The organism is Microcoleus sp. B4-D4, from assembly GCF_036705185.1.
GTDB lineage: Bacteria > Cyanobacteriota > Cyanobacteriia > Cyanobacteriales > Microcoleaceae > Microcoleus.
Window position 1 is genome coordinate 13,911 of sequence record NZ_JAUBTX010000038.1, and the last position, 23,682, is coordinate 37,592.

Sequence of the window (23,682 nt, forward strand, 5' to 3'; positions counted from 1 at the left end):
AGCAGAGTCCAGCGCCGGAGACGGCAGTGCCGTTTCCCTACCCGATTATGTTGTTAAAAGCAGAGTCCAGCGCCGGAGACGGCAGTGCCGTTTCCCTACCCGATTATGTTGTTAAAAGCAGAGTCCAGCGCCGGACAGGGCAGTGCCGTTTCCGTACAAATAACTGCTAGATTGGCAAAATATTAATCGATAAAACACTAATCAAGATTGGGCCTGTGACACTTAAAAGGGTGGAATGCACCAAGTGTCAATTTAGCAAAAACTGTGGATAACATAGGAAAGAAGCCCACCTTCAGTCAAAGTTGGGCTAAATTCATGCCAGCTTACCGACAGCTAGGCAATCGGGTCTCTTAGCGGGTAGACGTAAAAGTTGAGAAAAAGATCCGAACTTTGTCGAAAAACTTATCCCCAACAATTAAGCTCCAGTTTACCCGTTAGCGAAGCCCTCGAAGAGGATCGCACCAGCGACATCTCACCCGCAGCGATGTTCCCTGAAATTGGGGAAATGCTGGAGCTCTAATTTTCCAGCATTGCCCATTTTAAAGTCCCAATCTCCAAGGGTTTAAGCGTCGTCATCGTGAGCGAAGCGGCGGAACAAGAAGTCTAGGGCGTAGTTCCGCAGGTTGTAGTATTCGGGATCTTCCATCATTTGTACCCGATCGCGCGGACGGGGGAAAGGAATCTCCATAACCTCGCCGATGGTCGCTGACGGGCCGTTAGTCATCATCACGAGTCGATCGGCTAAAAATAGCGCTTCGTCAATATCGTGAGTAATCATCAACACAGTACAGCGGTGATCGTTCCAGATTTTCAGCAACTCTTCCTGCAATTCTTCCTTGGTAATTGCGTCCAAAGCACCAAAGGGTTCGTCCAAAATCAGCACCTTGGGACGAATTGCTAAGGCGCGGGCGATGGAAACCCGTTGTTTCATACCCCCGGAAATTTGCGGAGGTCTTTTCTCAGCAGCTTCTGTCAGTCCCACCATCGCCAAATGATCTTTGACGATCGCATTTTTTTCGGCCTTCGACTTCTCAGGAAATACAGCGTTAACGGCAATGTAAACATTTTCAAACACAGTCCGCCAAGGCAACAAAGCGTAACCCTGAAACACTACCATGCGATCGGGGCCAGGCTTAACAATCCGCTGCCCGTTAATCGACACAGTGCCCTCGCTGGGATGGCTAAAACCGGACACCATATTTAATAGTGTGGATTTGCCACAGCCAGAGTGTCCGATCAGAGTAATAAACTCTCCCTCAGCTACGGTCAAGTTAACGTTTTCTAATGCCCTGTAACCGTTTGGATATACTTTATGAACATTGTCCATCACCAAAAACGGCTGGCGGCGATCGTGCGGTTGCTGGATTTGGGTTTTGGTGTTCGTCTGGTTTGGAGAAGTATTAATCATGGGTTTTGGAGGTCGTTAGTGGGTGATTAGCGATCGCAAACACGGTTTGTAGTGTGGACTTTAGTCCGCAACATATCGCGGACTAAAGTCCACACTACGAACTAATCTTATTGCGGTCGTTTGGCGCAATGACGATCGCCTTTTAAGCAACAGCTCTGCGGCCAGAATCCAGTATCACTTCAGCCATCGTGTAATCGCGTTTGATCGCGAGATTGTTGAGATAGCCGATCGGATCGTCAGCATTAAACACCGAGCCATCAAACAAGCGGAGAGAACCCCGAGTGTAAGTAATATCAGACATCCCCAGCTCTCGGGCCGCCGTGCTGAAGGGGCCTACTCGCACCACCCGTTCCAGAATTTCTACCCAGTTGCGGGGGAACACAGTATCGCCCCAACGCGCCATCTGCACCATGTGCCACAACTGTTCGGTGCGGCTGGGGCGGTTTACTCCGTCTCCGGCGAACAAGTGGTGGGCGTATTCCCGCATCGGAGTATCCAGATTGCAAGCTGCAGATTTCGGATCGCCCATTTGGATGTAACTCTTGTCAGTAGCGACGTACTCGCGTCCCGCCACAATTTCGGAAACTTCTTCAGCGTGGGCCGGATCGCTGCAATAATGGCAAGCTTCCAGCAAAGCTTTGACTAGAGCAATGTGAGTGTTCGGGTAAGCATTCGCCCACTCTTCTCGAACTCCCAGAATTTTTGCCGGGTGTCCGGGCCACAGTTCCAAATCTGTAGCTACAGTAAAGCCGACTCCTTCCATCGCCGCGCGCAGGTTCCAAGGTTCGCCAACGCAGAAACCGTCAATCGTGCCGCCTTGCAAGTCCACGATCATCTGGGCTGGAGGGATGTTTTTGAGCGAAACATCGCGATCGGGGTCAATGCCGCCGGAAGCCAGCCAGTAGCGCAGTAGCAAGTTGTGCATCGATGAAGGGTGAACGATGCCCATGCGGTGAGTTTGGGCGGGGGTTCGGCGCAACATTTCTTTGAAATCTGCCAGAGTGTAGATCCCTTGGTCGTAAAAGCGCCTCGCCAGGGTAATTCCGTTGCCGTTGCGGCTCATGGTGAGGGCTGTAACGGTTGGTATTGGCTTTTCTTGGTGGCCTCCCAAGCTCAACCACGCTGCCATCCCAGAGGGCATTTGGGCTGCGTCTAAGTAGCCTGCAGCGATGCCGTCTACGATGCCGCGCCAGCTTGTTTCCCGCACGAGGTGGACTTCATCGAGTCCGTGTTTGGCAAATAAGCCTTTTTCTTTGGCGATGGCTAGGGGAGCGCAGGCGGCGAGGGGGATGAAGCCGAGTTCGAGGTTGACTTTTTCTAGGCCGTGGCGGGCGATCGCGGGTACTTTGCGCGCCCGCAGTTTTTTGACTCGTTTCTGCTGGTTGAGAAAGTAAATCATTTCGCTCCGCAGGGCGTAGTAGCTGGGGTGCGTGACTACTTCCATGCGCTTGCGGGGGCGGGGGATGTCTACTTCGAGGATGCCGCCAATCTTCGATTCCGGGCCGTTGGTGAGCATGACGATGCGATCGCTCAACAGCACTGCTTCGTCAACGTCGTGCGTTACCATCAGGGCGCTGATTTCGTACTCTTGGCAGATTTCCATCAACTTTTCTTGCAAGTTGCCGCGAGTCAAAGCATCCAAAGCGCCGAAGGGTTCGTCCAAGAGTAACAGTTTCGGGCGCAAAGCTAGAGCGCGGGCGATCGCCACGCGCTGTTTTTGTCCGCCGGAGAGCAGTGCAGGCTGCTTTTCGGAGTGGGGCCCCAAGCCTACCATATCGATGTGTTTTTGGATGATTTCGAGGCGATCGGCTTTGGGTAAGCCGCTCATCACCGAGTCTACGGCTAGGGTAATGTTTTCTCTGACCGTCCGCCAAGGTAGCAGCGAATAGTTTTGGAATACTACCATGCGATCGGGGCCTGGCTTGGTAATTCTTTGTCCTTCGATCGTCACTAATCCTTCTGTTGGAACATCCAAACCTGCCACCATATTTAGTAAGGTAGATTTGCCGCAGCCGGAGTGTCCGATTAAGGAGATAAATTCGCCTTTTTTAATTTCTAAATCGATGCCTTTGAGGGCTATGTATGTGTCGCCGTCTGATAAATTAAATGTTTTTCCGACTTGTTCTACCGCAATCAAAACTGACATGATTTTCTTGCCTTTTTTGTAGTTGGTTATTTTGCTAGCTGTTGACTGTTGACTGTTTGTTATTTGTTTCGATCGAACAACTGCTAGAAATTTAACTGGTTTAACTGGTTCCTAGGCTCTGCCTGGGAACCCATGTAAGCGAGGCTCTGCCTCACTTTTCTAGGAGTAAAATTCGAGGCAGAGCCAAAGCATCTGCGTTCCCAGGCTCTGCCCGGGAACGAGTAGACAACTGACAATTGCCAACTGACAACTGACAACTGACAACTGACAACTGACAACTGCCAACTGCCAACTGCCAAATTAGTTATTTGCCTTGAGAGGGAGCAATTTTGTGTTGCAACCAAGCCATCATGCGATCGAGGAACAAACCAACAGCCCCAATGTAGAAAACTGCTAAGAGAATTTCGCTGATGTAGTTTTGCTGGTAAGCGTTCCAAATAAAGAAGCCGATACCAACAATCCCCGACATCACAATTTCCGCTGCAATAATCGCCAGCCAAGCCAGCCCGATCGCAATTCTCAATCCCGTGAAGATGTAGGGAAGTGCCGACGGAAACAAAATATTGAAATAATACTCTTTCCGAGTCAGTTGCAGCACTTTCGCTACGTTGTTGTAATCGTCGGGAATTTGGCGGACACCTTCAGCGGTGTTGATCAAAATCGGCCAAACTGCGGTGATAAAAATCACGAACAAAGCAGCAGGTTCGTTTTGTTGTAGTGCAGCCAGGGCGATCGGCACCCAAGCCAGAGGCGCAACCATCCGCAAAAACTGAAAAATTGGGTCTAAAGCCTTGTTCAGCAACGGATTTGTACCTACCAAAACACCCCCAGCAATTCCTACAGCAGCGGCGAGAGTGTAGCCTTTTGCTACCCGTTCCAAACTAGCCAAAGTCTGCCAAAACAAGCCGATTCCGTAGGTTTTGGAATTCATGAAAGGATACAGCAACAAGATCCGAGTCCGTTCGTCAGTCCAAACGCTCGTCGGGCCCGGCAGTTTGATCAGTCCCGTACTCGACAGGAATTGCCAAACTAACAGAAATCCCAAAATTCCTAAAATTGGCGGCACAATATTTGATGAATTCTTCTTCCAAAACTCTCCAAACGCTCCTTGTGCAGCGCCTCGATCCCTTCGATTTGTACTTACAGCCATCCTATTAATCTCCTATGTTTGCGCTATTTTTTATGACCGTAATTTTTTGATGCTAAATTACGGTCAGCTTTGACCCATTAAACTTTTTTAATCGCCAAACTCTTGAGGTAATCTTCTGGCTTTTCCGGGTTAAATTCTTTGCCATCAAAGAACTTTTCAATACCGCGAGACGTACTTTTAGGAATGTCAGCATCAGCAACTCCGGCCAATTTTGCTGCGGCTTTCCACAAATCTTCGCGGTTGACTTTATCGATCATCTTTTTATCCGCCAAGGTTTTGGTTGGCAGGAATCCCCAGCGCACGCTTTCGGTTAAGAACCACAAATCGTGACTCTTATAAGGATAGGAAACGTTGCCGAGGCCGTCTTTCCAGTACAGCGGGCTCATTTTGAAATCGTCGATCTCTGGTTGACCATCACCCATCATGTACTTGCCCTGGTAGGGAGGTGTCAAAACTGCCGGAGGTACGTCAAAGTAGTTTCTGCCAGAAGTAATGGCAACTAATTCGGCGCGATTTTCTGGTTTGTCGCACCACTGCTGCGCTTCGATCAGTCCTGCTAGCATGGCTTCGGTGGCTTTGGGGTGTTTGTCTACCCAGTCGCCGCGCATAGCTAGATACTCTTCGGGGTGATCTTTCCAGATTTGGGCTGTGAGGGCGGACATGAAGCCGATGTCCTCTTGGACGATCCGCAGGGGCCAGGGGTCGCCGGTACTGAAACCGTCCATGCTGCCGGTTTTCATGTTGGCTACGGTTTGGGCTGACGGTACTGTTAGCAATTCGGCTTCTGTGTCGGGATCGATGCCGTTAGCTGCTAGCCAGTAGCGAATCCAAAAGTCTTGGTTGACTTTGGGGAAGGTGTAGGCTGCTTTGAAGGGTGTGCCTGCTTTTTTGAGGCCTTTCATGTAGTCTTGGGCCGCTTGGTCTAGTTTGAGCCCGATGCCTTTGCCTTTGTGTTTTCCGGCGATCGCAATTCCATTTCCTTGAGTGTTCAACTGGGCTAGAACATACATCGGAATTTTGACGCTACCTTTGGTAATCAGACCTTCACTAATTTGATAAGGCATGGGCATTTGCCACTGGCCTCCATCAATACCGCCACCTGCAGATCCAATTTCTAAGTTGTCTCTAGCCGAACCCCAGTTGGCTTGTTTGGCGACTTCCACTTCGGTCATTCCATATTTGGCAAAAAAACCTTTTTCTTTGGCAATAATTAACGCTGCTGCTTCAACGATCGGGATATATCCCAAGATAACCTTTGTGCTTTCGATGCCTTCTACTCTTTTCTCGTTGGCCACAGCAACTGCTGATGTGGCCGCAGGTACTGCGCTGCTACCTGTGTTAGTACCGGCACCTGCAGTTGCACCGGGTTCTGGGGGATTTCCCAAACAGCCTTTGAGGAGTATTGTACTGACTGCAGATGCACCTGCGGTAACGATAAATTTACGCCGGGAAAATTGCTCTGAAAATTTTGTCATAGCCTAGCCTTCGTTCCTATTCATAAATCTTCTGTAACGACATCACTGAAGTTTATCAAAGCGCTTTTTTGCTGTTTGCTAAAGGTCTATTAGCGAAATATTTTGAGCGCACGGAAAGCAGGAGGGGTCGAAAGATTTATTGTTAGCATAAGTCTTTCAAATATCCCTGCTGATTTTACACTTTTGATTAACTCAATATTGCGATCGACCGAGTTGTGTGAACTCACTTTTTGGGAGCCGCACGTTTCCTTGGCTTGATAATTAACTCTACCGTACTCTTGCGGAAATTATAAAACAATTATTAAATTTGATTGATAAGTAAATCTTTTCGGATAACGCTAGCGATAAGGAACCGTTGGGAAGGGCGATCGGGTTTGCTTATCAAAACTGGTTCAAACCAAGACCTGCTGGGTAAAGGTTGTAGCGAATGGCGATCGGGCGGCATTCAAATCGATTGTCAATAAGCTGCAAATATCTGGGCCACCGGACATTTACTTTGTTAATGTATGTGTACTTTGTTTCATTTAGGGCTAATTGTAGTCCACAATACAGACAAAATCTTGGTTTAGTGAATATCTAGTTGGCTCGGAATGATTTAACCGCAGAGTACGCAGAGAACACAGAGAAAGATAAACGGAGAATTAGCAAAGATGATCTGCAAATTACCGCCAAGACAATTCCCACACCGAATTGTCATCGATTCTCCGCCGTTGACTGGGAGAATAAAGCTAATTGCGGTGTTAGTTCGATCGTCCATTACTGCTAAGGATTTGTTTAAGGGCAGAAATTCCCTCGTCCAAGCTGTAGCGATGGGCCTGCGAACATTTTGACTTGAATGCCGGCTGTTTGACAAGCTTGGACGGTGGCGATCGCAATTCATGACTTAATGCTATCAATTGTTAGTCTGCTAGCCCAAAAGACAGAGCGTCATTTAGACAATTGAATTGAGATTTTGGGCTGCATCGTTCAATTGTTGAGTGGCTAATTTGGTTTGAGTAATACCACTAGCGGTTTCTTTTGCCGATAGGTTGAGGCTGTTCATCGCATCGACTACTTGTTGAATGGCAACGGCCTGTTGTTCGGCAGTTAAAGAAATTTGTTGATTGTTCAATACCACATTCTTAACAGCCTTTGCCACTTCCGAGAAAGCTGCTGCCGTTTCTTGACTTATTTTGGTTCCTTTTTCTACTGTTTTAGTTCCTTCCTTTGTCACCGTTACGGTGGAATCAATCGCATTCTTGATATCAACGACCAGGCTGTTAATCTTCTCGGCAGATTTCTTACTTTGATCTGCTAGTTTGCGGATTTCTGTGGCTATGACAGTAAAACCTTGGGCGTTCTCGCCTGCCCGCACCGCTTCTACTGAGGCATTCAGTGCCAGCATATTCGTTTGATTGGCTAAATCTGTCACAGCAGTAGAGATATTGCCAATCTGATTGGTTTGTTCGCTCAATCGCAAAATTTCTGCGGAGATCGCCCCGACATTTTCTTTCAATACAGTCATCGATTCCAGGGTTTGCTCCACTGTTAGGGTTCCCTTTTCAGTGATCTTTAAAGCTTGTCGTGCAGATTCCGCACCAGCTTGGGCTTGCTGGGCTGATTGTTGGGAAGCCGCGCCCAACTCATCCATTGTGATTGTAGTTTGATTTACAGAGCTAGATTGCTGTGCGGCTGTGCGTTCCTGCTGTTCAACTGTGGCAGCAATCTCTGTAGAAGAACAGGCGATCGTATTTGCTACCTGATTGATTGGTCGGATAATTTTAACAAAGATAAACAATACAATAAATGAACCCAATACTACAGCAACAACCGTACCTCCTATCGAAAAGCTCGCCGCTAATTGCTCCGACTGTTTTGCTGTTTTTGTTCTTTGCAGCAGGAGATTATCTTCTAGCTTAAGCATTTCTGCCAGCTTATGCCTGATTTCATCCATCAATATTTTGCCTTTACCTGAAAGCACCAAGGCTCTGAGTTCTGATTCTTTTCCCGCTCTTTTTAGAGATATAGTTCCCGCTAATTCATCTAGTTTTTGCTGAGCCAAGTTTTCAAGTTGTTCCAATCTTTCAAGTTGTTCTGGATGATTTTTTATTAAGGTTCTTGTTTTATTTGCTGTTTGCTCAAAAGCGATTATCCCTGTTTTGTAAGGTTCTAAAAATTCCTCCTTACCCGTGAATATAAACCCCCGCTGTCCTGTTTCAGCATCCAATAAATCTTTTTCTAGGGATTGCAAATTTGTCTTGACTACATAAGTGTGCGTTTGCCACTCAATAGCTTCTGCTAAATTATCCATACTCAATTTAGTTGCAAATCCCATGCTAATCATTAACAAAAAAATGGAGCCGAAGCCCAACGGAACCACTTTACTAAGCCGAAGAATATTTTGTGGCATTTAACTTTTAACTCCTTGATTGTTTGTTTGCTTTTGCGTTGGAAATTGCAGCCTCAAAAATTTTCGACTCTTTTTCACCAAAGCCGTTATTTTATTCATAATACTCATTCATAATTCATGACCGTTTCTTGGTAGAAAAAACTGCTAGCGATTCTTTTTGCTTTCCTTGCTTTACTAACTCAATCATTGACTCAGACGGATCGAGAAAAAATCTGGCAAAACTTAATTTCGAGCAAGCGATGCAGGTCAAGCCTTTAGGGTTAAGGGTTGTTCTACCTGCTTCGATTTTGGATAAATCCTGTTTATTCGATTGTAGCGATAAATTGAGGAACGAAACCCAAACATCGTCAAATTCTCTCCCCCACTCTTCTTATCTCCTACTATTGATTGGGGTTTAAGTCGATCGCAGAGCGTGTTACAACCTAGTTAAGCAACAAAATTTTGAACTTATGGAAATACTTGTGACACTGGTGCTAGGTTCGGTGCTGTTTGTCTGGGGAATGCGCTTTGGAAAGCTGTTAGTTCGATCGGGAGTGACCGCTAACGATTTGTTTAAGGGCAGAAATTCGATCGCCCTGCTGTTTTTGGGTTTTTATATTGCTTTGCTGCTCCTGGCTCTAAATCTGCCGCAAATACCAGCTTTGCCGATCGAGTGGCGCGTGCACGGGATGCAAGTTACTTGGACTTTGCTCAGAGTAATGCTGATGGGAGTCTGCGGTATTGGGTTTAGCATAAGTTGGTTGACCGGGCGATCGCAAGTAATCGCAGTAATTTTAATTGGCTTGCTGGGATTGGGCGGATTTACCAGCGCTGAGGCTTATTTTCTCGCGCCAATTTATGCTGATTTACTTGACAATTTGCAACCAAACGGCGTATTTCGGCAAACTTCTAGCAGCAGTTGTGCACCGGCGGCACTAGCAACAGTGTTGAGACGTTGGGGAATGGATGCGACGGAATCTAGCGTGGCGCGTTTGGCGGGTACGAGTCGCTTGGGCACTTCGATGCCGCAGTTGATTGTAGCAGCGAGGGGGTTGGGTGTAAATGCGATCGAACTAGGGCCCACTTGGGAGCAAATCCAGCAAATTAATCGCCCCGGAGTGCTAGCATTTTGGCTGTTTGACGGCCCGCGCAAGCTACCGCACGCAGTAGCTTTGCTGAGAATGAACGACAGCTTAGCAGCCATTGGAGACCCGGCGCGGGGCAAGATTTTCTATTTAGACAGAGCAACTTTTGCCCTAGTTTGGCGGAATGAATACGTGCCGATTTTTCGGTCTGCCGATATCTTGTTAAGTGACAAACAGGCTGCTGGTTATTTAAGTAAATTAGGATATAATAGTGGCGATTTGAAAGCAGATATCGAGCGATTTCAAACAGATAAAAAATTGCCAATCAGCGGCAAGTTAGATAGGATAACTGAATTAATGTTGAGCGGCCCTTTTTTAGAAGGCGTGCCGAGATTGGATGGGAAATAATTAGATTATAGGAATTAATGAACCGCAGAGAACGCAGAGAGCGCTGAGAGAGATATAGCATTTCGAGCTCTCATATGAGGTGCCGCTGGCCTCCGTGGGCGTAGGGCTATCCTCACCAGGCTTGAGAACCGCTATAGAGAGTTTTTTGGGTAAGTTAGATTCGATCAATCAGTTGATAAATATTGGCGCAAAGCTGCAATGACTTCCTCGGCTGACTGGTGTCGAAATTTGCCTGCACGGAAATCAGCCAAGGTTTGTTGGGCATTTGTAGCTATTTCTGCACGACGATTTTCGCGGTGACGGCTTTGGAGAATTTTAATCAACATTTCCTGCTGTTCGTAGGTTAGGTTTAAAGCAGTTTCTAGCACTTGGTCAAGGCTATTCAGATCATTAAATACTAATGTCATAGTCATAGCCTGTTGCTAACTTATCTTTATTCTAGCTGAAACTGAGTAGATTGAACCACATTCATGCCCGCCGCAGCAAATCTTTGAAAAGCCGCATCTGCTGCTTCCGTAAAATCAACAACACCTGGAACAACCACCGGCGAAGTGCAATCTTCCAGCAAATAAACTTTCTTAGCCAACTCCGAATTTCGCGCCAAAATTTCCGTTAGCAAATCATCAATCGTCCAAGCAACGCAATGACTCTTCGCTTGTCCCGCAATAATTACCGCATCAAAGCCTAGCAACTTATCGATAAATTTAGCATTTTTTTGGGCAATAGAAACCCCATCCGGCCCGTCTAAAACTTCCGGCCGCAAAACCGAATAGTTTTCAGTTAAGGGATTGCCGCCCTTAATCTCAAAAAGTGCTTGACTTTCGCGGGCGATGCTGTGAAAAAATATCGCTTCTTCCACAGCAGAAACCAAGGCGTGTCCGATGCCGCCTAACATTGAATGATAGGGCCAAATTGTCAAGGGAAATTTGCCGTCATCGCTGAGTTTCTGCACGTAGTGGAGAGCGTGTTTTTCCAGTGCCGAAAAATTGCCACCGCTGATGCTGTCGGCGACGGCTGGATTAACTTTCCAAATACCTTTTTGCACGTCTTCCAAAGTAATTAATGTGGCGGCTGGTTGCGGGTGTTCGCCTGCATCGTTTATCCAAAAAATTGGATGAAAAATTTGCATCGCAGTGTGGGTATCCATTGTCGGCGCAATAGTTGTAATTCTATCTAAATTGCGGTAAATGAACTCGCACAAGCGCAGGTTGTCGTCTACTGCACCGCTACCGGAACGCCCGCCTACAAATAGTTCAAAATCCGGCAAACAAAAAGTATTTTGGGCATCGATTATCAACAAACAAATGCGGTTTGTGTCCCTGGCTGCGGGCAGAATTTCGTGCTGTTTCGCCCAATTTTTCGCTTGACAAGCCCGTTCTTGGTAAGGTACGCGCCAAACTTCGCCTACTTTTTTTGCCTCGAAATATTCAGGAATTGGGAGTTGCTTTTTTGCTATCATAGCCTGTCTATTTTAGAGTGAGTTGTAACAATAACTTAAATAACCTCTCATTCTCTGATATCTTTCTCAGCGCCCTCTGCGTCCTCTGCGGTTCAAAAAAAATGCTCTATACTCTCATATAATACAAATAACTATTTACGGGTGAATTATGCCACCAGAACTAAATCACAATTATTCGCCTAAAAAAAACAATCAAAAATTCTGGTTTTTGTCGATCGCCCTTTTCATCCCTCTCTTAATTGTAGCAACTAAATCTCCCTACGTTCAACAACTTTTAACAACTGTTTTAAGCCAAATCCTGGATTTAGGCATTTGGGGCCCAGTCGCTTTCATCGCTACCTACAACTTAGCCACTATACTGTTTGTACCTGGTTCCGCCCTCACCCTCGGAGGCGGAGTGCTGTTTGGCCTGTGGTGGGGCTCCATCTACGTGTTTGTCGCAGCAACTTTAGGGGCTACCTTTGCTTTTGCGATCGGGCGATACCTGTCGCGCGATCGCGTGGTAAAATACATGGAAGCTCACCCGAAGTTCAAAGCCCTCGATCGCGCCGTTGCTAAATCAGGATTTAAAATAGTATTTTTAACCCGCCTTTGTCCTTTATTTCCCTTCAATTTATTGAATTACGCCTTGGGAGTTACTCAAGTTTCTTTAAAAGATTACGTGTTGGGTTCCTTCGGGATGATTCCGGGAACTTTGATGTACGTTTACTCTGGTTCATTGATAGGAGATATTGCTGCAATTGGTACGGCAACTGTACCGACAAGTCCCCAAGCAGAAGCTGTAAAATGGTCGATAAATTTGATTGGTTTTGCGGCTGCTGTCGCAGTAACTTTATATATAACTAAGATTGCTCGCAAGGCTTTGGATGAAACTATTTAATTAGGAGAATTTGCTCGTGTCGCAGTCAAAAGTCGATCGCGTAACCGTCCCCCCGATGGACGAATACAACCAAAAATTAGTCTCCTATTTGCATCCGTCAGATTGGGTGAATCCCCAGCCAGCTAGCAGTTACAATTTAGTAGTAATTGGCGCGGGGCCCGCCGGATTGATTGTGGCTGCGGGGGCGGCTGGTTTGGGTGCCAAAGTTGCTTTAATTGAAAAACATTTGATGGGTGGCGATTGTTTGAATGTCGGTTGCGTACCTTCAAAAAGTTTAATTAGATCCTCGCGCACTGTCGGCGATATCTGGAATGCTCATAAATTTGGCGTTAATATTTCTAACAATCCAGAAGTGGATTTTCCCGCAGTCATGGAACGGATGCGCCGGATCAGATCGGGAATCAGCGATGTTGATTCTGTTGAACGCTACCAGCACAAATTAGGAGTCGATGTTTTCTTAGGTTCCGGTAGTTTCACTAGCAATTCTACCATTGAAGTTGCTGGTCAAACTCTGCGGTTTAAAAAAGCAGTAATTGCCACAGGTGCAAGGGCGCGACAACCCCAAATTCCCGGCTTACAGGAAGCTGGATATCTGACGAATGAAACTGTATTTAACCTCACAGAAAGACCTCAGCGTTTGGCCGTAATTGGCGCTGGGGCGATCGGCTGTGAATTGGCTCAAGCTTTTCGCAGGCTGGGCTCGGAAGTCGTGTTGCTGCACAAAAATGCTCATATTTTGGACAAGGAAGATGCGGATGCTGCGACAATTGTGCAGCAGGTTTTTCTGCGCGAAGGAATTCAACTAATACTTGAATCCCAAATATCTCGCGTTGAGCAAACAAATGCAGGCAAAGTAGTTTATTATCAATTGCACAACCAGGAAGCATCGGTAATAGTAGATGAAATTATTGTGAGTGTGGGGCGATCGCCCAACGTGGAAGGATTGAATCTAGAGGCTGTCGGCGTTGAATACGATACACAAAAAGGCGTATTTGTCAACGACAACTTGCAAACTACGAATCCCCGCATTTATGCCGCTGGGGACATTTGCATGAAGCATAAATTTACTCACGCTGCTGATTTTGCCGCGAGAATGGTGATTCAAAACACTCTATTTTTCGGGCGCAAAAAACTCAGCGCTTTGACGATACCTTGGTGTACTTATACAGATCCAGAAATTGCGCGCGTCGGAATGGGCGATCGCGAAATTCAAGCCCAAGGAATTGATGTCGATACATTTTTGATTCCTTTCGATAAAGTCGATCGGGCAATTATTGACGGCGAAGAGGAAGGTTTTGTGAAAATAAACGTCAAGAAAGGCAGCGACAAAATATTAGGTGCAACTATTGTAGCGCGACACGCCGGGGATATGATTAGCGAAATTACTTTAGCAATGGTTAACAATATTGGTTTAGGAAAAATTGCTAGCACAATTCACCCGTATCCGACGCAAGCTGAGGCTATTCGCAAAGCCGGAGATGCTTACAATCGCACTCGTTTGACGCCGTTTGTGAAAAATTTGTTTAACCGCTGGCTGGCTTGGACGCGGTAAATGAAGGAAGAAGGAAGAGGGAAATTCAGCAACGAGCAATGTACGGGATGTAACGGATGTCATGAAGATGGGAGACCGAAATAGGATAGTTCTAAATTATTAGACCTCTTGCAAAAGTCTTTTTCATCAATTTATAGGGCAGGCGAGACGCCTACCCCACCATAAAAAATGATTTTTGTGGGATGGGCATCTTGCCCATCCTAATTATTTTTGCAAGAGGTCTATTGTAATCGCGCTCTTCCTGCATCAGTAATCCAGTACAGTCTAAATTGAGAACCATAAAATTTCCGCTCGTCAATCAATCCCTCTTCTTTAAGTACCTTAATTTCGTCAAGATAAGGGCCGGGAATTTCTGGATGATTAATGCTAAGGTAGCGGTCAATTTGATACCAGTACCACTTACCATCATGTTGAGCTATCAACTGTAAAATTTCTTGTTTGATTTTAACTCTCATAATTAAACTGCCAATTAACAAGCAAATTGACTGTTTGTGGAACAGGCATCTTGCCTGTTCGCGATCTAGTTGCCATAAAATGTGTGTTTTTATGCTTCTGCTTCTGTTTCTGTTTCTGTTTCAAATCCAACACCTTCATACAAAAGTGCGATCGGCAAATCAAACCCAATACTTGATAAAGTGATAATCTCCCCAGCAGTGTAAGAATAGTACAGCCACATTCTCCCCTCTCCCCGACAGTAACGCTCAACAAAAATCTTTTGTGAATCAATCAAGATATACTCTTGCAAAGTCGGAATTTTCAGGTAACAAGTGAATTTTTCATCCCGATCTTTAGCACTTGTACTGGGTGAAAGAACTTCCACAATGATTTTAGGATTCTGAATGAAATTGCGCGAATTAATGTCTTCTGGATCGCAACTGACTATCACATCAGGGTAGTAGTAACGGCTTTGAAAACTGACTTGCAATTTCACATCTGACACGTTCATCCGACAGCCTCTGGAACGCAGATGCGGGCGCAATGCAGTGTAAAAGTTAAGTGCCAGATCGTTATGAGGAATTGTACTGCCCATCCTGGCAAAAACTTCGCCGTTGACATATTCGTGGCGAATCTCTTGTTGAGCTTCCCATTCGAGATATTCCTCAACCGTCATCTTTGGGGGTTCTTGGGGAATGGATATCATAACAATTTTTTTGTCACTGTTACTTTGATTATAGCATTAGAGCTAGCTGCTGCCTCACCGGCACTCAATTGACTAATCAATTAAATTCAATCTATTTTCATACCCCCGCATTATCTTCTGTAATACGTGCCTTAATCTTTCAAAATCAGCATCTTCTAAAGAGAAAGTAATTGCGACCTCATCGCATTCTAGAAGAGCTATAGTATCGGAACCAAAGCGAACAGTAAATCGATCGCGACTAAGAGTAACAAAATCGATGCCTGCATCTTCTGTCCAGTATTCATCGTCCAATTCTGCATAGATGTTTTTTCTGTTAGGAACAGTCTCTGCTTCCGATCATTATTTTCGTGTCAGGATGAAATAATGTTCGCCCCCTTCTGCTTCAGAAAAACCGATGTATAAATTGTCTTCAATAGCCTAAAAGCAAGGGCAAGAAAATCAGTTTTCATAATTTTAAAAATCCCCTTCATCTACTTGAAATACCGTCAATCCTAAGCTTCGCCACATATCAACAACTTGCTGGCGATCGTCCAGCACAAACTTAACATTATGTTGCCCTGCAATATGCTGCTGATAGATTTCCTCCTTCATAATCGCATCCTTCCTCATATCTCCAGTTTTTCGCATATAAAGACTGTGATAATTCACCTCATACTGCTGCAACCATTTTTCAGTTTGAGGCTGACAGTCATCGGTTCTGCCCGATACTACAATAATATTGGCACTGGATTGCCACTTGCGGACGGTATCTAAAACAGGCTGATTCGGTAAATCGCGATCGCACTTTGAAGCATCAAAAGGATTTCTACCATTGAGAAGTGCCAGCGTACCGTCCATATCTACAAGAATTGCATCCGGCAAATCCGGGTTATATTCCGGCGGCGCAACCGGAACCCGCACATACTTATTGTACATCTTCAAAATCACATCTTTCCCCACCGAATTAAGTCTTTTCAAATCCCGTTTAATACATTCCTCCACCGGAACTTGCAGGAAAGAATCATTAACTTCAACGATAGCTTTACCCTTAACCAACTCCTTGATCTGCTCGATGTGAGGTCCAAAATTAGTATCATCAACAATGACGTGCTTGCCGCTTTCCAAAGCCATCAAAATAACCGTATCTCTCAACTGCACAATAAATTTTTCATTAGCAGGCGACCAATGGGAAGCATGAGCCATTTCTCTCAACAAATCTTTATTCGTCCGCACCCATCTTGCAGGTTCAGACAGCAGCAATTCTCGCGCAAATTGAGATTTTCCCGAAGCAGGCAAACCGACAAGTACAACAACTCTTTTCATGGTAATGCGGAATGGGTAATTGGTAATTTGTTAGGAATGACTGTTAACAACTGACAACTGGCAACTGACTACTGACATCTTCTTCACAAACCTAGATGGATGTAATCCAAACCCAATAACTCCTCTATCTTATGAATTGTAACATCGCGCAGAGCTTCTTTCACGCCCGCAACTCTGCGGTTTCGCAAAGAAAACAAAATCCCCGAATACGGCAAATTTTTCACAGCCAAAGCAAAATCTTTCTGCACTTCAATCTGTTCGTGCTGTCGGTAAACTTCCTCGATTTCTTGAACCAACAATTCATATTTACTCTTAACTTTTTGATACAAATCAATCCACTCAGGAAAATAAGCTAAAAACTCTTCTCCTTCATTAGTCAAAATAATTTTGATCATCCGGCGCGTAGAAAATCCTTCGCGAAGGTGAGAAATCGCGACATATTGCGGAGACTTAACCTTAACTCTGTTGAAGTTAGCATCACAAATAATATACCCTTCCGAGTCCATCGGATCTAAATTTTGAGATGCTTCGATAACTTCTTTCCAGCTAGTCAAAGGATAAGTTTTGACCACTTTCCAGACATATCTGTTAGCCCAAAAAAGAGGATCTCTTTCCAGCAATGTTTCAGTATTGCGAACCCCATGTAGCACGATATCATTGTATTTGTGCTGAACTACTATTCTATTGTAAGGTGTCATCAACTCAAAGATAAAACACTCATCGCTTGCTTCCGGTAATTCATAGCCTAATTCTTTCCAGACTTTCCAAAACAGTTCCGCAAAGCTGAATCCAAAACCGTTAACTTCGCCGGCTGCGTCGGGAGTACCGCTAGATTGAACTCTCCATTCTCCCTGATAAAAATACATGGTAATCAGAGAACCGTCTAGTTTTTCGTAAACTTTGGCGCTACTCCAATCAATTGCTGCGGCGTGGCCTTCCCCGTAATTAAAAAATTTATCGTAGGGATAAGAAACTATTTCCCAGTTTTGAGATGAATCTAAAATAATGCCTCGACACTGTTGAACTATTTTTTCGCCCAGGGGAGATTCTATCTGCGAGTATTTCAGACAGACTAAATCGGGATATTGGCGGTGGCGGGTCACTTTGATATGATAATTTTCGCACAATGTTTCTAATCCGTGCTGGCGTAAATACTCTTGCAGTTCCACGTTCGACTCCTAAGTTTGTCGCTTGCTCTATTTTATCGGCAATTGTATATTTTGGCGATTTTGTAAACAAAAATTAAACTATTTTTTCTGGGATCCATCTGATGATTTTTGTATTGTGGAGTATCGTTGTAAATAGGTGAATGCAGTTGGGGACAAAAAGGGAATGTTTCAACATCTAGGACAAAAACAGTGAACAATAAATTATTACTTTTGGCGACTGCTGCGTGCGTGTTGACTGCTTTAGTACCTGTATCGCGAGTGTTGGGTGCGGGCGAATTGTCGCAGCGGTTGCCGGAAACCCAATCTGTGGCTGTAGCGGGTACTGCTGTCCCGGTAAGTCAAATCTTGGCAAAATTAAAAGGCAAAACACAAGTGCCGATTTTTATTCCCACTCGGCTTATTGTTTCGCGGAAGCTTTACTATTACAGCCAAGCGCAACCGAATAGCTATGCTATTTCAATAGATTATACAGCAAATTGCCGGGGTGCGGGAGCTTGCAATTTTGGGGAAATTCGAGCTCAAAAAGGCGGTAAATTTTCTACGAAAGTAGAAGGGGTAACTAAGACTTTAAAAAATGTTAAACTTGCCGGCGGAATGAAAGGAGTTTTTCACAACGGTTGCGGTGCTTACTGCACGGCATCTATTCAGTGGAAAAACCAGGGGTTTATGTATACCATATCAATTAAAAACGGAGGAGAATCGGATTTAATTTTAACAGCTAATTCTGCTATTTTAGCGAGAAAACGTTAAGTTTTGCAGTCTTAAATACAGGAAATAATTATGTAGGGTGCGTCTTTTGGGCGTATCTTACTGTTATTGTATGATATGGCAGTTAGAGTGAAAAATGAGGTATTGATATCAAGTCAGTTCGATTGACAACGATAAAATTTTGTTCATTATGCGGACTTTAGTCCGCATAATGAACCTTTTTTATGGTGTTAATCTACCGGACAGGATATGAGCAGTCAATCCTTCAATTTCTCAATCCATTAATCTAAAACTTGTAGGGCGAAATCGAAGTATCTTAAATTTAAAATCGATTGACTTCTCACCTGTTTGAGAAAGGCTATAAATGTTAACCGACAGCAAGCCGCAGCCGAATGTAATATGGTTTGTTATACTTATCTACTTGGAGGGAAATTATGATGAGGGGAAGATGGCTATTTGGGGCGATTGTTGTTGGTGTGGTTACTGCTTTGACGATCCTTTTCGAGGGCTTCGCTAACGCAATTTTGACACCATACTCAGCCCTAGCAAGGACAGAAACGCAAATCACAGAAATTCGCTGGTTTAATTATACTTCTCAAGATGGCTGGCAATCCGCACAATTTATTGTGCCCGATCGCAATACTACACAATCTGCCGGCAGCTCCAAGTTGCGGTTGTACGATGTTCATATTGCCAAGATGTTTGAGATTTCTCATTTTTTGTGCGATCGCGATCGCACTTGGGCCGGTTACAATTGGTCTTACGGAGCCGCCAATGGCAACATTGACATGGGAAACTTCAAAATTAGCTGCAATCTCGCCCGTACCACAGCCACAACTTACGGGTTAGGGAAACCAGAAATTACAGTAATTCGCCGCAATTTCGACCTTCCAGGCGGTCAGCCATCTCTTGCTGTAGAAAAATATTCTATTCCTACTCTGAACGTTGAGAAAACTAGAGTTGTACAATGGAGAAACTTTGTCCAAAAATTCCCCCCAATTCCCAACAATTCAGGTACAAATCAAGCTAATACTCGTTTTCCAGTAAGTAACATTTCTCAGCAAATCAAAGGCAAAACACGAGTACCTGTTTTTCTGCCGAGCATACTTCCTTTATCTGACACTCAGCAACTTGATTTTGACGTGCAAGCTGGCTCCCACGGTTACATTGTTGAAATGTATTTAGGCAAAGGCTGCCGCGCCGGAGCTTGTGCTTTTGGCACAATCACAGCTAAAAAAAATGAACCGTTTTCGCCTCCATCGCAATTGCCTAGGGATTCTTATAGAAGCATTGAATTAGCAGGCGGAATGAGGGGAATTTATTTCCAAACTTGCGGTAATTACTGCATTTCTTATGTGGAGTGGCAAAGGCTGGGTGTACTTTACCGAGTAAGTCTCAAAAATGGAAGGCAGTCAGAAGTTGTTGGGATAGCAAATTCTGCACTTCAAGCTGGGTCACGTTAAATTTTGCGGGTAAATGGAAAAGGTACGCGCGCGTTTCCGCATCCTAGGGAATCGATATTTTCATTACTCATAAACTTTATTCGGGACAAACTGAATGATTGCGGTCAAACCAAATGATGTAGTAAACAGACTGAACGCGAAACCCAAATATCCGTTTTTTCTCATCAATTCGCATTTCTGATAATCTCTCATCTTCAGGAATATTGTCAGGCAAAGTCGGATGAATGTTAATCAACTTATAACCCGTTCCCACTGATTCACCTCGTTTTTTTGAGCCGTGACCTTTGATTTGACCCCAAGTATATTTCTCAATTTTCTTGAGTCCTTCAATTAGGTCATTGATTTCTGATGATGTCCAGTCAGATAGAAGCCAACGATTTTTATCTGCATAAGTGAATCTGAAGCTAGGATGCTCGTCATCTGTACTGCTTGGTCGATTTAACTGAGTTGCTTGCTCTGGAATTCTTCTTTGTTGCTTGTTTTGAGGTGGCTTTGGTATTTGACTTTTTTTACCCACTTACGCCTCCACCAAAGGTGCATAGCAGGATTTCATATCCTCGTGGGAAATGATTTTAGTTGATTTTTCCGCCGGTTCTAATCCCTGGCGGGCGTTGAGCCAAGGTGTCTCAGATTGTGTCAATTCTGCCAAATGTTTAGCACTTAATTCTCCATAAGCATTCCAAACTTCTTCGAGTACCTCAATCTCATCTTCCTCAAATTCTCCCTCAAAATTATCGGGAGCGGGAATATCGGTATATTTGTAAGCTTTGTACTCATCCCAAACATGGCGGACAATGGGGCCGGAAACCCAAGCTTCAATATCTTGAAAAAATAGCTGCTGGCCTCTAAAGACTAAACTCCAAGCTTGTGCGTAATAAACGAGTTTTTGCAGTTTGAGAGGAGAAATAGTATCGCCTGCTTCTCGATCGACACGACATAAAAAGTAACGAGCTACATCCAGAGCGCTTTTCATAGTTTTAGGATTTTAGTAATTTGACAAATTGACTTTTTATGGTAAACTATTCGGTGGCTTGAGAAGTTCGATCGCCCTTTCCCCCTTATTCCCACATTGTTCTCCTCAAATCCTGCAACCTGGGAGCAAACTCTTCAGCTTGCACCAGCTTAGGCCCGATCGACCCTAGGCAAATCATATAGCGTCGGCTGCCTTTCGCTCTCCAGGTCGATCGGCTCAGTTTTATCCCCCTAATTGTGCCAACCAGCAATTAAAGTCCCCACCTGCGGTACGCTAGATCAGGTGAATATACTGGCTCATTTCAAGCTATCCTGCGATCGATCTTATGTCCCCAACCACATCTGCCCCCTCCCGAACCGTCCGCATCGGTTCCCGCAAAAGCCAACTCGCTCTAGTGCAAACCCACTGGGTGCAAGCAGAGCTACAGAAACACTTCCCGGAACACACTTTTGAAGTCCACACCATGTCCACCCAAGGGGACATAATTCTTGATGTCGCCCTCGCTAAAATCGGCGACAAAGGACTTTTCACCAAAGAATTAGAAACGGGAATGCTCAACAATGAAACGGACTTTGCCGTTCATTCCCTCAAAGATTTACCTACCAATTTGCCCGAAGGTTTAATTTTAGGATGCGTCACCGAACGGGAAAATCCCGCTGACGCCTTGGTAGTTAACTCCAAGCACAAAGACAAGCAACTCGACACCCTCCCCGCAGGTTCCGTAATCGGCACTTCTTCGCTGCGGCGGCTGGCTCAACTGCGGCACCATTTCCCTCATTTTGAATTTAAAGATATTCGCGGCAATCTCAATACTCGACTCGCAAAATTAGATGATGGCGGTTACGACGCCATTATTCTAGCAGTTGCAGGATTGGAAAGATTGGGAATGGGCGATCGCATCCATCAAATTATTCCTCCTGAAATCTCCCTTCACGCCGTCGGACAAGGTGCATTGGGCATCGAATGCCGCGCTGGAGATACAGAAATCATGGCAGTGATCAAAGCTCTCGAACATACGGAAACCGCCCAAAGATGTTATGCCGAACGCGCATTTCTGCGGGAATTAGAAGGCGGCTGTCAAGTACCAATCGGCGTCAATACCAAAATAGAAAACGGTCAATTAACCTTAACCGGAATGGTATCGAGTCTCGACGGCCAGCGCTTCGTCAAAGATACTGTTTCCGGCGCTGCCGAGACTGCTGAAATGCTGGGAATTGATCTCGCTCACCGCCTGCGCGAACAGGGAGCCAGCGAAATTTTGGAGGAAATTTTTATCGAAGTTCAACGCGGTTCCTAAACCAAGTCAGCATTTATTTGTCAAGGCGCTTAAACGCGAAATATCGCCTTTTATTGAAAAAAAATAACTGGCGGTTCGCTTTGACAAAAATGAGTAAATTAGCAGTATGTTTCTAGGTGTTGGATGGGAATTTTAGAGAAAATTGCGGATGATTTCACAAATATCTGACTAATTGAGGGCTGCTGTTGAGAAACCAGGTTTATGGATGAATGCCGGGGTGCAAAGCCTAGGATTTTTCGGAAAAACCGGGTTTCTTGGGCTTAGTCTGATTCTTGTCAACATACCAATCCAAAATCTACAATCAAACATCCAAAATAAATCAGCAATCTATTTTAGGGAAAGGCAAAAACATGAGCGCTAGAGCAACTCAATTAAAGCTGGAAGTGAAAAAAGTTCAGGAACTTTATCGCAAAATGCAGGCAGACCAAAAAGCTTTGCAGCAGCAATTGAAAGAGTTCAAAACTCAAGCAGGAAGTTTCTCGGATGTCGTCGAACAAATCTTGCCGTCGATAGTTTCAGTTTACGTGATGGATTGGGATACAGAACAAGAAATTTCTTCGGGAAGCGGCTTTTTTGTATCGCCGGATATAATTGTCACTAACTATCATGTAATCGAAGATATTGCGGATGAAGATTACTTCTATGAAGAAGATGAAATCGAACAGGTTTTAGTAGAAACTAATGACGGAAAGTTGAGATTGGCGGAGGTGGTGTTTACTGGTAATGCCGAAGAAGATTTAGCATTACTCTTGATTAGCGATTTTACCTTCGATCCCGAAACAGGGGAACAAGTGGAATCTCCCCAAGAGCATCCTCCTTTAGAGTTATCTTTTGATGTAAAAGTGGGCGACCCGGTAATTGCGGTGGGTAATCCTTTGGGACAGTTTGCTGCAACTTTAACTCAAGGTATTATTAGTGCAATTCGCGAACCTGACGAGTCTGAGGAAGGGGACGAAGAGGATCGGGTTGCTGAGGTGAAGGTGTTGCAAACTGATGCGGCGATTAATCCGGGAAATTCCGGCGGGCCGCTGATTAATATGGCCGGTCAAGTGGTTGGGGTGAATGTGTGGGGATTGGAGGATGCTGATAGTATTAATTTGGCGATCGCTTCTGAAGCTTTGGATGACTTTTTAGCTGGATTTGAGGAAACTTTTGAGGAAGATTCTCAAAATTAGTCGGGAATTGTTGATAGATTTTCCAGATTTGTAGGGGCGGGTTTACGCAGATATTTGACACCAAACGACAAATGATCAAAACCCGCCCCCACCCCACCCATAAATTAACAATTAATTGAATTTAACGCTGAGGTGAGGATGATTGTTCGGGGTTATTTGATAAAAACCCCATAGCTTTTTTCTCCCCAAATTTCAGGAGATGTAGGTATTTAGGAAAAAGCCTTTTATTTTTACGCACAGTGCGAATTTTTGTAACAATAATTTACACGATCGCCCCAGCGACATAGATAGTCAGGTGCAGTAGGTGCGATCGCTACTGGCAATTGGCAGTGTTTGTATCCAACTATCTGCCGGCATCCGATAGGGCAGAAACTCCATACTTTCTACCTTTAAAGTCGATTTCAGACTGGAGATTTGAGACTTGAGATTTGATATTTCCTTCACAGCCTCGACTAACTGTTTAAAGGGATCGCTAACATTTTTTGCTTAACCACCCACAATAGAGATTTATACTTGTTTTTGG

General features: G+C 44.8%; 23 protein-coding genes. 7 read left to right on the plus strand and 16 right to left on the minus strand.

Features of this window, described 5'->3' with window-relative positions:
• Positions 1-562 precede the first annotated feature (562 nt).
• The 6 genes from QUB13_RS22855 to QUB13_RS22880 all read right to left on the minus strand — a co-directional run bounded on the left by QUB13_RS22855 (position 563) and on the right by QUB13_RS22880 (position 8,568).
• Complete coding sequence (locus tag QUB13_RS22855; protein WP_333385190.1) at positions 563-1,408, minus strand: nitrate ABC transporter ATP-binding protein; 846 nt, start codon at positions 1,406-1,408, stop codon at positions 563-565.
• Positions 1,409-1,550: 142 nt separating this feature from the next.
• Positions 1,551-3,554 carry an ABC transporter ATP-binding/substrate-binding protein gene (locus QUB13_RS22860; RefSeq protein WP_333385193.1) on the minus strand — a complete coding sequence of 668 codons (2,004 nt, stop codon included), beginning with the start codon at positions 3,552-3,554 and terminating at the stop codon, positions 1,551-1,553.
• A 304-nt stretch (positions 3,555-3,858) separates the two neighbouring features.
• Positions 3,859-4,704 (minus strand): nitrate ABC transporter permease, encoded by an 846-nt coding sequence (gene ntrB / locus QUB13_RS22865; RefSeq protein WP_333385195.1) that lies wholly within the window; start codon positions 4,702-4,704, stop codon positions 3,859-3,861.
• A gap of 77 nt (positions 4,705-4,781) precedes the next feature.
• Complete coding sequence (locus tag QUB13_RS22870) at positions 4,782-6,179, minus strand: CmpA/NrtA family ABC transporter substrate-binding protein (RefSeq protein ID WP_333385197.1); 1,398 nt, start codon at positions 6,177-6,179, stop codon at positions 4,782-4,784.
• 595 nt (positions 6,180-6,774) lie between these two features.
• Positions 6,775-7,059, minus strand: coding sequence for a hypothetical protein (locus tag QUB13_RS22875; RefSeq protein WP_333385199.1), 285 nt, complete (start codon positions 7,057-7,059; stop codon positions 6,775-6,777).
• 51 nt (positions 7,060-7,110) lie between these two features.
• Entirely contained in the window at positions 7,111-8,568 is a 1,458-nt protein-coding gene (locus QUB13_RS22880) for a CHASE3 domain-containing protein (protein WP_442922197.1), read from the minus strand.
• A gap of 461 nt (positions 8,569-9,029) precedes the next feature.
• Between QUB13_RS22880 and QUB13_RS22885 the strand changes: the two genes are divergently transcribed.
• Complete coding sequence (locus QUB13_RS22885; protein WP_333385205.1) at positions 9,030-10,040, plus strand: cysteine peptidase family C39 domain-containing protein; 1,011 nt, start codon at positions 9,030-9,032, stop codon at positions 10,038-10,040.
• Positions 10,041-10,204: 164 nt separating this feature from the next.
• On the opposite strand, the gene QUB13_RS22890 is transcribed toward QUB13_RS22885, so the two are convergent.
• Positions 10,205-10,453, minus strand: a complete 249-nt coding sequence (locus tag QUB13_RS22890; RefSeq protein ID WP_333385208.1) for a hypothetical protein — start codon at positions 10,451-10,453, stop codon at positions 10,205-10,207.
• A gap of 20 nt (positions 10,454-10,473) precedes the next feature.
• A complete protein-coding gene (locus tag QUB13_RS22895; RefSeq protein WP_333385212.1) occupies positions 10,474-11,499 on the minus strand; it encodes an isochorismatase in 1,026 nt (341 codons plus the stop codon).
• A gap of 148 nt (positions 11,500-11,647) precedes the next feature.
• On the opposite strand from QUB13_RS22895, the gene QUB13_RS22900 reads away from it, so the two are divergent.
• Positions 11,648-12,379 (plus strand): TVP38/TMEM64 family protein, encoded by a 732-nt coding sequence (locus tag QUB13_RS22900; protein WP_333385215.1) that lies wholly within the window; start codon positions 11,648-11,650, stop codon positions 12,377-12,379.
• Positions 12,380-12,395: 16 nt separating this feature from the next.
• Complete coding sequence (locus tag QUB13_RS22905; protein WP_333385218.1) at positions 12,396-13,931, plus strand: mercuric reductase; 1,536 nt, start codon at positions 12,396-12,398, stop codon at positions 13,929-13,931.
• Between the two features lie 221 nt (positions 13,932-14,152).
• Here the strand turns inward: QUB13_RS22905 and QUB13_RS22910 are convergent, their stop codons facing one another.
• The 5 genes from QUB13_RS22910 to QUB13_RS22930 all read right to left on the minus strand — a co-directional run bounded on the left by QUB13_RS22910 (position 14,153) and on the right by QUB13_RS22930 (position 17,543).
• Positions 14,153-14,386 (minus strand): hypothetical protein, encoded by a 234-nt coding sequence (locus QUB13_RS22910; RefSeq protein ID WP_333385221.1) that lies wholly within the window; start codon positions 14,384-14,386, stop codon positions 14,153-14,155.
• A gap of 89 nt (positions 14,387-14,475) precedes the next feature.
• Positions 14,476-15,072: a Uma2 family endonuclease gene (locus QUB13_RS22915; protein WP_333385224.1), complete on the minus strand. Its 597-nt coding sequence runs from the start codon at positions 15,070-15,072 to the stop codon at positions 14,476-14,478.
• Between the two features lie 72 nt (positions 15,073-15,144).
• Positions 15,145-15,363, minus strand: a complete 219-nt coding sequence (locus QUB13_RS22920; RefSeq protein ID WP_333385227.1) for a hypothetical protein — start codon at positions 15,361-15,363, stop codon at positions 15,145-15,147.
• A gap of 162 nt (positions 15,364-15,525) precedes the next feature.
• Positions 15,526-16,374: a phosphatase domain-containing protein gene (locus tag QUB13_RS22925; protein ID WP_333385230.1), complete on the minus strand. Its 849-nt coding sequence runs from the start codon at positions 16,372-16,374 to the stop codon at positions 15,526-15,528.
• A gap of 83 nt (positions 16,375-16,457) precedes the next feature.
• Positions 16,458-17,543 carry a T4 RnlA family RNA ligase gene (locus QUB13_RS22930; RefSeq protein WP_333385232.1) on the minus strand — a complete coding sequence of 362 codons (1,086 nt, stop codon included), beginning with the start codon at positions 17,541-17,543 and terminating at the stop codon, positions 16,458-16,460.
• Between the two features lie 189 nt (positions 17,544-17,732).
• On the opposite strand from QUB13_RS22930, the gene QUB13_RS22935 reads away from it, so the two are divergent.
• Both QUB13_RS22935 and QUB13_RS22940 read left to right on the plus strand, forming a co-directional pair.
• Positions 17,733-18,293 (plus strand): hypothetical protein, encoded by a 561-nt coding sequence (locus QUB13_RS22935; protein ID WP_333385235.1) that lies wholly within the window; start codon positions 17,733-17,735, stop codon positions 18,291-18,293.
• 392 nt (positions 18,294-18,685) lie between these two features.
• The gene (locus QUB13_RS22940) at positions 18,686-19,714 is read left to right on the plus strand and encodes a hypothetical protein (RefSeq protein WP_333385238.1); all 1,029 of its coding nucleotides are present in this window, start codon (positions 18,686-18,688) and stop codon (positions 19,712-19,714) included.
• A 76-nt stretch (positions 19,715-19,790) separates the two neighbouring features.
• Here QUB13_RS22940 and QUB13_RS22945 read toward each other — a convergent pair whose 3' ends face one another.
• The gene (locus QUB13_RS22945) at positions 19,791-20,231 is read right to left on the minus strand and encodes an MAG6450 family protein (RefSeq protein ID WP_333385242.1); all 441 of its coding nucleotides are present in this window, start codon (positions 20,229-20,231) and stop codon (positions 19,791-19,793) included.
• Positions 20,232-20,687, minus strand: a complete 456-nt coding sequence (locus QUB13_RS22950) for a Panacea domain-containing protein (RefSeq protein ID WP_194010649.1) — start codon at positions 20,685-20,687, stop codon at positions 20,232-20,234.
• 325 nt (positions 20,688-21,012) lie between these two features.
• On the opposite strand from QUB13_RS22950, the gene hemC reads away from it, so the two are divergent.
• The gene (gene hemC / locus QUB13_RS22955) at positions 21,013-21,984 is read left to right on the plus strand and encodes a hydroxymethylbilane synthase (RefSeq protein ID WP_333385246.1); all 972 of its coding nucleotides are present in this window, start codon (positions 21,013-21,015) and stop codon (positions 21,982-21,984) included.
• Between the two features lie 350 nt (positions 21,985-22,334).
• Positions 22,335-23,159, plus strand: coding sequence for a S1C family serine protease (locus tag QUB13_RS22960; protein ID WP_333385249.1), 825 nt, complete (start codon positions 22,335-22,337; stop codon positions 23,157-23,159).
• A gap of 291 nt (positions 23,160-23,450) precedes the next feature.
• Here QUB13_RS22960 and QUB13_RS22965 read toward each other — a convergent pair whose 3' ends face one another.
• Positions 23,451-23,603 (minus strand): hypothetical protein, encoded by a 153-nt coding sequence (locus QUB13_RS22965; protein WP_333385251.1) that lies wholly within the window; start codon positions 23,601-23,603, stop codon positions 23,451-23,453.
• Positions 23,604-23,682: the final 79 nt, after the last annotated feature.

What these genes read in the sequence shown, in the direction of transcription:
- QUB13_RS22940 (WP_333385238.1), top strand. Translation starts at nt 18,686, where the DNA reads ATGATGAGGGGAAGATGGCTATTTGGGGCGATTGTTGTTGGTGTGGTT.
- QUB13_RS22925 (WP_333385230.1), bottom strand. Translation starts at nt 16,374, where the DNA reads ATGAAAAGAGTTGTTGTACTTGTCGGTTTGCCTGCTTCGGGAAAATCT.
- QUB13_RS22870 (WP_333385197.1), bottom strand. Translation starts at nt 6,179, where the DNA reads ATGACAAAATTTTCAGAGCAATTTTCCCGGCGTAAATTTATCGTTACC.
- QUB13_RS22895 (WP_333385212.1), bottom strand. Translation starts at nt 11,499, where the DNA reads ATGATAGCAAAAAAGCAACTCCCAATTCCTGAATATTTCGAGGCAAAA.
- QUB13_RS22875 (WP_333385199.1), bottom strand. Translation starts at nt 7,059, where the DNA reads ATGAATTGCGATCGCCACCGTCCAAGCTTGTCAAACAGCCGGCATTCA.
- QUB13_RS22860 (WP_333385193.1), bottom strand. Translation starts at nt 3,554, where the DNA reads ATGTCAGTTTTGATTGCGGTAGAACAAGTCGGAAAAACATTTAATTTA.
- QUB13_RS22910 (WP_333385221.1), bottom strand. Translation starts at nt 14,386, where the DNA reads ATGAGAGTTAAAATCAAACAAGAAATTTTACAGTTGATAGCTCAACAT.
- QUB13_RS22855 (WP_333385190.1), bottom strand. Translation starts at nt 1,408, where the DNA reads ATGATTAATACTTCTCCAAACCAGACGAACACCAAAACCCAAATCCAG.
- QUB13_RS22900 (WP_333385215.1), top strand. Translation starts at nt 11,648, where the DNA reads ATGCCACCAGAACTAAATCACAATTATTCGCCTAAAAAAAACAATCAA.
- QUB13_RS22915 (WP_333385224.1), bottom strand. Translation starts at nt 15,072, where the DNA reads ATGATATCCATTCCCCAAGAACCCCCAAAGATGACGGTTGAGGAATAT.
- QUB13_RS22950 (WP_194010649.1), bottom strand. Translation starts at nt 20,687, where the DNA reads ATGAAAAGCGCTCTGGATGTAGCTCGTTACTTTTTATGTCGTGTCGAT.
- ntrB (WP_333385195.1), bottom strand. Translation starts at nt 4,704, where the DNA reads ATGGCTGTAAGTACAAATCGAAGGGATCGAGGCGCTGCACAAGGAGCG.
- QUB13_RS22880 (WP_442922197.1), bottom strand. Translation starts at nt 8,568, where the DNA reads ATGCCACAAAATATTCTTCGGCTTAGTAAAGTGGTTCCGTTGGGCTTC.
- hemC (WP_333385246.1), top strand. Translation starts at nt 21,013, where the DNA reads ATGTCCCCAACCACATCTGCCCCCTCCCGAACCGTCCGCATCGGTTCC.
- QUB13_RS22890 (WP_333385208.1), bottom strand. Translation starts at nt 10,453, where the DNA reads ATGACTATGACATTAGTATTTAATGATCTGAATAGCCTTGACCAAGTG.
- QUB13_RS22960 (WP_333385249.1), top strand. Translation starts at nt 22,335, where the DNA reads ATGAGCGCTAGAGCAACTCAATTAAAGCTGGAAGTGAAAAAAGTTCAG.